Source organism: Alcanivorax sp. HI0007 (assembly GCF_001635525.1).
Lineage (GTDB): Bacteria > Pseudomonadota > Gammaproteobacteria > Pseudomonadales > Alcanivoracaceae > Alcanivorax.
Window position 1 is genome coordinate 21,364 of the sequence record NZ_LWEJ01000114.1, and the last position, 6,404, is coordinate 27,767.

General features: G+C 61.9%; 3 protein-coding genes. 2 read left to right on the plus strand and 1 reads right to left on the minus strand.

Features of this window, described 5'->3' with window-relative positions; translation table 11 throughout:
- Positions 1–349 precede the first annotated feature (349 nt).
- A complete protein-coding gene (locus tag A3714_RS06530; protein WP_063508845.1) occupies positions 350–1,363 on the plus strand; it encodes an alpha/beta hydrolase in 1,014 nt (337 codons plus the stop codon).
- Between the two features lie 180 nt (positions 1,364–1,543).
- Entirely contained in the window at positions 1,544–4,936 is a 3,393-nt protein-coding gene (locus tag A3714_RS06535) for a hypothetical protein (RefSeq protein WP_231867829.1), read from the plus strand.
- A gap of 261 nt (positions 4,937–5,197) precedes the next feature.
- Here A3714_RS06535 and A3714_RS06540 read toward each other — a convergent pair whose 3' ends face one another.
- A complete protein-coding gene (locus A3714_RS06540) occupies positions 5,198–6,271 on the minus strand; it encodes a 3-deoxy-7-phosphoheptulonate synthase (RefSeq protein WP_063509177.1) in 1,074 nt (357 codons plus the stop codon).
- Between the last annotated feature and the right edge of the window lie 133 nt (positions 6,272–6,404).

Below are 6,404 nucleotides of genomic sequence, written 5' to 3' on the forward strand. Positions count from 1 at the left end.
TTTCGAAAATCAAAACCGTGAAACAACAGAGCGGGTAGCTTTTCGCTTTTCGTAACTCGCTCCTCGTAACTCGTCACCGCCTTTCCCCGGTTAACCCACCCTACACATTGGCCACCGATCTTTTGTAGGAGCTATGCTTGCATGGCGAAAACACGGCGCTTTCCAGCAGCCTTTCAGCGCGACGAGTCTCTCTTCGCCATGCAAGAGCATAGCTCCTACAACAAAAATAAAAATTGAAGGCGGTGCAGATCTGTTTCGCACGTTTCTACATTTCCCGCTTTCCTGTCACCTTGCCCGTATCACGATCAACGCTTAGTCTCGAAGCAACGGTTTCGATGCGGCGCAAGCCATGAAGAACAACAAGAAACATTATCCAGCACTGAGCTGGCAGGGCAGGGCCATCAATCTGGTGGCCAGGAATATGGTCAAGCCGGTGATCAGCCGACTGAAATTCTCCCGCCGTTTCATGAAATTTTCCCAACTGGGATTCGATGCGGTCACGCTGGCGTTGCCGGTACCGTCCGACGTACATATTGCCCGGGCACAAGTGGGGGGTGTGCCCGGGGAATGGTTGATCACCGGGCGGCGGGTGCGCAGTAACCGGGTGGTGTTGTACTTCCACGGCGGCGCCTATTTTTTCGGGTCGCCCCGTTCCCATCGCGCCGTCACCTGGCGGCTCAGTCATTACTGTCGGGCCAAGGTCCTGGCATTGGATTACCGGCAACCACCGGACTGGGTGTATCCGGCTCCCCTGGAAGATGCGGTGCGCGCATACAAGGCGTTACTGGACAGTGGTTACAGCAGTGAACATATCGTTTTTGCCGGGGATTCCGCCGGCGGTAACCTGGCACTGGTCACCCTGCTGCGGTTACGGGAACTGAAACTGCCGTTGCCCTCCTCAGCGGTATTGATCAGCCCATGGGGCGATCTGACCTGTTCCGGTGACAGCATCCGGGACAATGCGGATAAGGAACCACTGATTCCCCTTGGTGCCCTGAACTTCGTCTCCGCCTCCTACAGCCGTGGCTACGACGCGGCATCCCCCATGCTGTCGCCGGTGTTTGCCGACTTCACCGGTCTGCCGCCGTTGCTGGTACAGGTGGGCAGTACCGAGCTGCTCTACAGTGATGCGGTGCGCATTGCCGATCAGGCAAAAGAGGCGGGCGTGGATTGCCAGCTACAGGTCTGGGAGCGCATGCCCCATGTCTTCCACGCCCTGGCAGCCTGGCTGCCGGAAGCGGGTCAGGCGTTGCAGGAAATCGGTGCCTTTGTGCACGGCCACCTGGATGACAAGGATCGCCACAGCCATGTGCGTGCCCGGGCCAGGGTGGTGGGGGGGCAGGATATGCCACGCAACCGGTAAATTGTTATCAAAAGTAGCCCTGACCAGGGTTCAGACACGCTTCCGTAACGCTGGCTACGCTTGCTTACAGTCCACCAACTTCCTTGCTCTACAGCAGATTGCACATCCCTTCCATAGTCGCTGATGCCAGCTTCCGTTCGGAAGCCATAACGACGACAAAGTACGATGGAGGGGTTCATCTTGGCTAATCAACTAAAACTTCTGGTAGGCAGTAGCGCCCTTGCGGCTCTGCTGACGGCCTGTGGCGGTGGGGGTAGCAGTTCTACGCCTGCCGACTCTGGTCCGGCGGCCCGTGCCCTGCCTCCAGAAATCGCAGAGATCATCGACGATCAGAACGAGCTTACCGATGCTCTGTGTCCCGGCGCGTCCGGTGATGCAGGAGAGGGGGGAGCCGTAGACCCGGAAGCCTGTCTGGATGAAAGCGAGGAGGCTGCCGAGGAAGATACCGGCTATGAGCTGTCTCTGAATCCAGTGGTACAGCAATTTTGCCCGGAAGCGGCGGAGGTGTTCGATGCCACGCTGACCTTCAACGGCGAAATGCTGGATCAGGATTTCCTTTACGATACTGACACCTCCTTTGACGGTTCTGCCACCTTCCCGGCAGCCTGTCTGCAGGAAGCGGCCGGTAATTTCCAGAACATCGGTGACATGATCGGCGGCTCCAACCCGCTTACCGATCAGCTGTGCCCGGAAGAAGCTGCAAGCGATGACTTCGATCCTGCCAGCTGCTTCGCAGAAGCGGCCGGCCAGGGCGGGCTGCCCGGTGGCGGCGGTGGCGAAATGCCTGGTGCTGACCAGTTGTTCGCCCAGCTGTGCCCGGAAACCGGCGAACAGGAACTGGGACCGCAAACGCCCATCGACTGTCTGAACGAAGCCAGCCGTGCCTACATCGAAATCTATGACATGCTCACCGCCAGCAATGCGCTGACCGAGCAGATCTGTCCCATGGATAATGCGGATGGCCGTATCGACCCTCCCCAGTGTTTCACCGAAGCACTGCTCGGCCTGGGCAATATCCCCGGCGGCGGTGATGGTGGCGATGGCGGAGACGGCGGCGACGGTGGCAGCAATCCGTTCGCTCCGGCCCTTGAACAGTTCTGCCCGGAAACCGCGATGGCAGACCTGGGTCCGTCCACACCGATTGACTGTCTGGCAGAAGCGGGCAGCAACTTCCAGGACGTTCAGGACCTGCTGCTGGGTTCCAACCCGCTGACCGAACAACTGTGCCCGGAAGCGGCCGCCAACAGCCCGATCGATCCCGCTGCCTGCTTCACGGAAGCGGCCGGTGGTCTTGCCCCGGGTGGCGGTGGCCTGCCGGGTGCCGATGGCAACCCGCTGCAGCCGGTACTGGCGCAATTCTGCCCGGAAACCTCCGAAGCCGACCTGGGCCCGACCACGCCGCTGGACTGTCTGACCGAAGCTGGCGGTAATTTCAGCGACGTTCAGGACCTGCTGCTGGGCTCCAACCCGCTGACCGAGCAACTGTGCCCGGAAGCCGCGGCGAACAGCCCGATCGATCCGGCTGCCTGCTTTGAAGAAGCCGCCGGTGGCTTTGCCCCGGGTGGCGGTGGCCTGCCGGGTGCCGATGGCAACCCGCTGCAGCCGGTACTTGCGCAATTCTGCCCGGACACTTCCGAAGCCGATCTGGGCCCGACTACCCCCATCGACTGTCTGACTGAAGCCGGTGGTAACTTCGAAGACGTGCAGGACCTGCTGCTGGGCTCCAACCCGCTGACCGAGCAGCTGTGCCCGGAAGCGGCGGCCAACAGCCCGATTGATCCGGCTGCCTGCTTTGAAGAAGCTGCCGGTGGCTTTGCCCCGGGCGGCGGTGGCCTGCCGGGTGCCGATGGCAACCCGCTGCAGCCGGTACTGGCGCAGTTCTGCCCGGAAACCTCCGAAGCGGACCTGGGCCCGACTACCCCCATCGACTGCCTGACCGAAGCCGGTGGTAACTTCGAAGACGTGCAGGATCTGCTGCTGGGCTCCAACCCGCTGACCGAGCAACTGTGCCCGGAAGCGGCGGCCAACAGCCCGATTGATCCGGCTGCCTGCTTTATGGAAGCGGCCAGTGGCTTCAACCCGGGCGGCGGTGGCCTGCCGGGTGCCGATGGCAACCCGCTGGAGCCGGTACTGGCGCAGTTCTGTCCGGAAACTTCCATGGCCGACCTGGGCCCGACCACACCGATCGACTGTCTGACCGAAGCTGGCGGTAACTTTGGCGACGTGCAGGACCTGCTGCTGGGTTCCAACCCGCTGACCGAGCAACTGTGCCCGGAAGCGGCGGCGAACAGCCCGATTGATCCGGCTGCCTGCTTTGAAGAAGCTGCCGGTGGCTTTGCCCCGGGCGGCGGTGGCCTGCCGGGTGCCGATGGCAACCCGCTGCAGCCGGTACTGGCGCAGTTCTGCCCGGACACCTCCGAAGCGGACCTGGGCCCGACTACCCCCATCGACTGTCTGACCGAAGCCGGTGGTAACTTCGAAGACGTGCAGGACCTGCTGCTGGGCTCCAACCCGCTGACCGAGCAACTGTGCCCGGAAGCGGCGGCGAACAGCCCGATTGATCCGGCTGCCTGCTTTATGGAAGCGGCCAGCGGCTTCAACCCGGGCGGCGGTGGCCTGCCGGGTGCCGACGGCAACCCGCTGCAGCCGGTACTGGCGCAGTTCTGCCCGGACACCTCCGAAGCGGACCTGGGTCCGACCACCCCCATCGACTGCCTGACCGAAGCCGGTGGTAACTTCGAAGACGTGCAGGACCTGCTGCTGGGCTCCAACCCGCTGACCGAGCAACTGTGCCCGGAAGCGGCGGCCAACAGCCCGATTGATCCGGCCGCCTGCTTTATGGAAGCGGCCGGTGGCTTTGCCCCGGGCGGCGGTGGCCTGCCGGGTGCCGACGGCAACCCGCTGGCGATGGCACTCGAGCAGTTCTGCCCCAATACCGCTGATGCGGATCTGGGTCCGACCACGCCGATCGACTGTCTGACCGAAGCCGGCAACAACTTCGGCAACGTGGAAGAGCTGCTGCTGGGTTCCAACCCGCTGACCGAAGCCCTGTGCCCGGAAACCTCTGCCAATGCACCGATTGATCCGGCGGCCTGCTTCATGGAAGCGGCCGGTGGCGGTCTGCCCGGTGGTGGCGGTGGGGATAACCCGCTGGCGCCGTTGCTGGAGCAGTTCTGTCCGGAAACCGCTGCCGGTGGTGTGGGTCCCACCACGCCCACCGACTGCCTGAGCGAAGCCGGCGCTGGCCTGGCTGCCCTGGAAGAGCTGTTGGGCCCGCTGACTGAGCCGAACCCGCTCACCGACCAGGTATGCCCGGACACGTCCGGAACCGGTACCGTGGATCCGGCCGACTGCTTTATCGAGTCCCTGGACCGAGTCGAGCTGCTCAACTCTGAACAAATCGGTCTGCTGCCCGGTTGTCCGCTGCTGAGTGCCTTCAACGATGAAGGTAATCTGTCGCTGACCCTGGGTCTGGCCTGTCTGGTGAACCAGGAAACCGGCGATGGCCTGTCCCTGGAATCCGGCAACGCCCTGACGGATCTGTTCGAAGACCTGCTGGGTGGTTTGTTCTAAGTCCCACTCAGTACCGCAACAGGAAAAGCCCGGCCTTCGCGCCGGGCTTTTTTATGGTCCGTTCCTTGTAGGAGCGCCTCTCGAGGCGCGAATGAGTAAAGTTTCGAGGTACGAGTCACGAGGAGCGAAACGCTTTTCGAAACGCGAACCTCGTTACTCGCTTCTAACGTCATTCGCGCCTCGAGAGGCGCTCCTACAAGGGATCAAAACCCGGACACAAAAAAGCCGCCAAAAAGGCGGCTTTTCCGTATCAGCCTGCGATCAGCTGTTGCGCTTCGGCAAGACGTCGCGGAGCTTGTCAGCCATCTCGCGAATGGCTTTCTCGGTGGTGTCCCAGGCGATACAGCCATCGGTGATCGACACGCCGTATTCCAGGTCTTCCAGATTCGCCGGGAGCTTCTGGTTACCGAACTTCAGATGCGATTCCACCATCAAGCCAACAATGGACTGGTTACCTTCCAGAATCTGGTTGGCAATGTTCTCCATGACCAGCGGCTGCAGGCTCGGGTCCTTGTTGGAGTTGGAGTGGGAGCAATCCACCATGATGTTGGTGGACACACCGGCTTTCTCCAGGGCCTGCTCGGCCAGGGCCACAGACACGGAATCATAGTTGGGCTTGCCGCCGCCGCCACGCAGTACCACGTGGCCGTACTGGTTGCCCTTGGTGGTGGTCAGCGCCACGCGGCCCTCCGGGTCGATACCCAGGAAACGGTGCGGGTGCTTGACGCTGAGCATGGCGTTCACCGCCACATCCAGGCTGCCGTCGGTGCCGTTCTTGAAGCCCACCGGGCTGGACAGACCGGAGGACATTTCCCGGTGAGTCTGGCTCTCGGTGGTGCGGGCGCCGATGGCGTTCCAGGCAATCAGGTCCTGCAGATACTGCGGGGTGGTCGGGTCCAGCGCCTCGGTAGCAGAGGGCAGGCCCAGCTCGGCCACATCCAGCAGCAGCTTGCGGGCAATGTGCAGGCCGTCCTGCACCTTGAAGGAATCGTTCATGTAGGGGTCGTTGATCAGCCCCTTCCAGCCCACGGTGGTGCGGGGCTTTTCAAAATAGACACGCAACACCAGGTAGATGGTGTCCTTCACTTCCTCGGCCAGCGCCTTCAGCTTCTGCGCATACTCCATGGCCGCCTTGGTGTCATGGATAGAGCAGGGGCCAATCACCACGAACAGACGGTGGTCCTTGCGGTCGAGGATATTACGGATCGTCTCGCGGCCCTCAATCACGGTCTGGCGAGCATTGTCGGAAAGCGGCAGCTCTGCCTTCAGCGCATTGGGGGTGATCAACACTTCCTGTGAAGCGATATTGAGATCGTCTACCTGTTTATCGGTCATGATGGTCTTTACTACCTGTCGTTGCTGGAGGCCCCGGGCCCCGTTCTATGGCGGGCGGCTCTGGCTGACACTCCTTTTGTAGAGGTGAAGCAGTCTAGCCCAATCAGGCGGTTATAGAAATATCAAGGGGCCT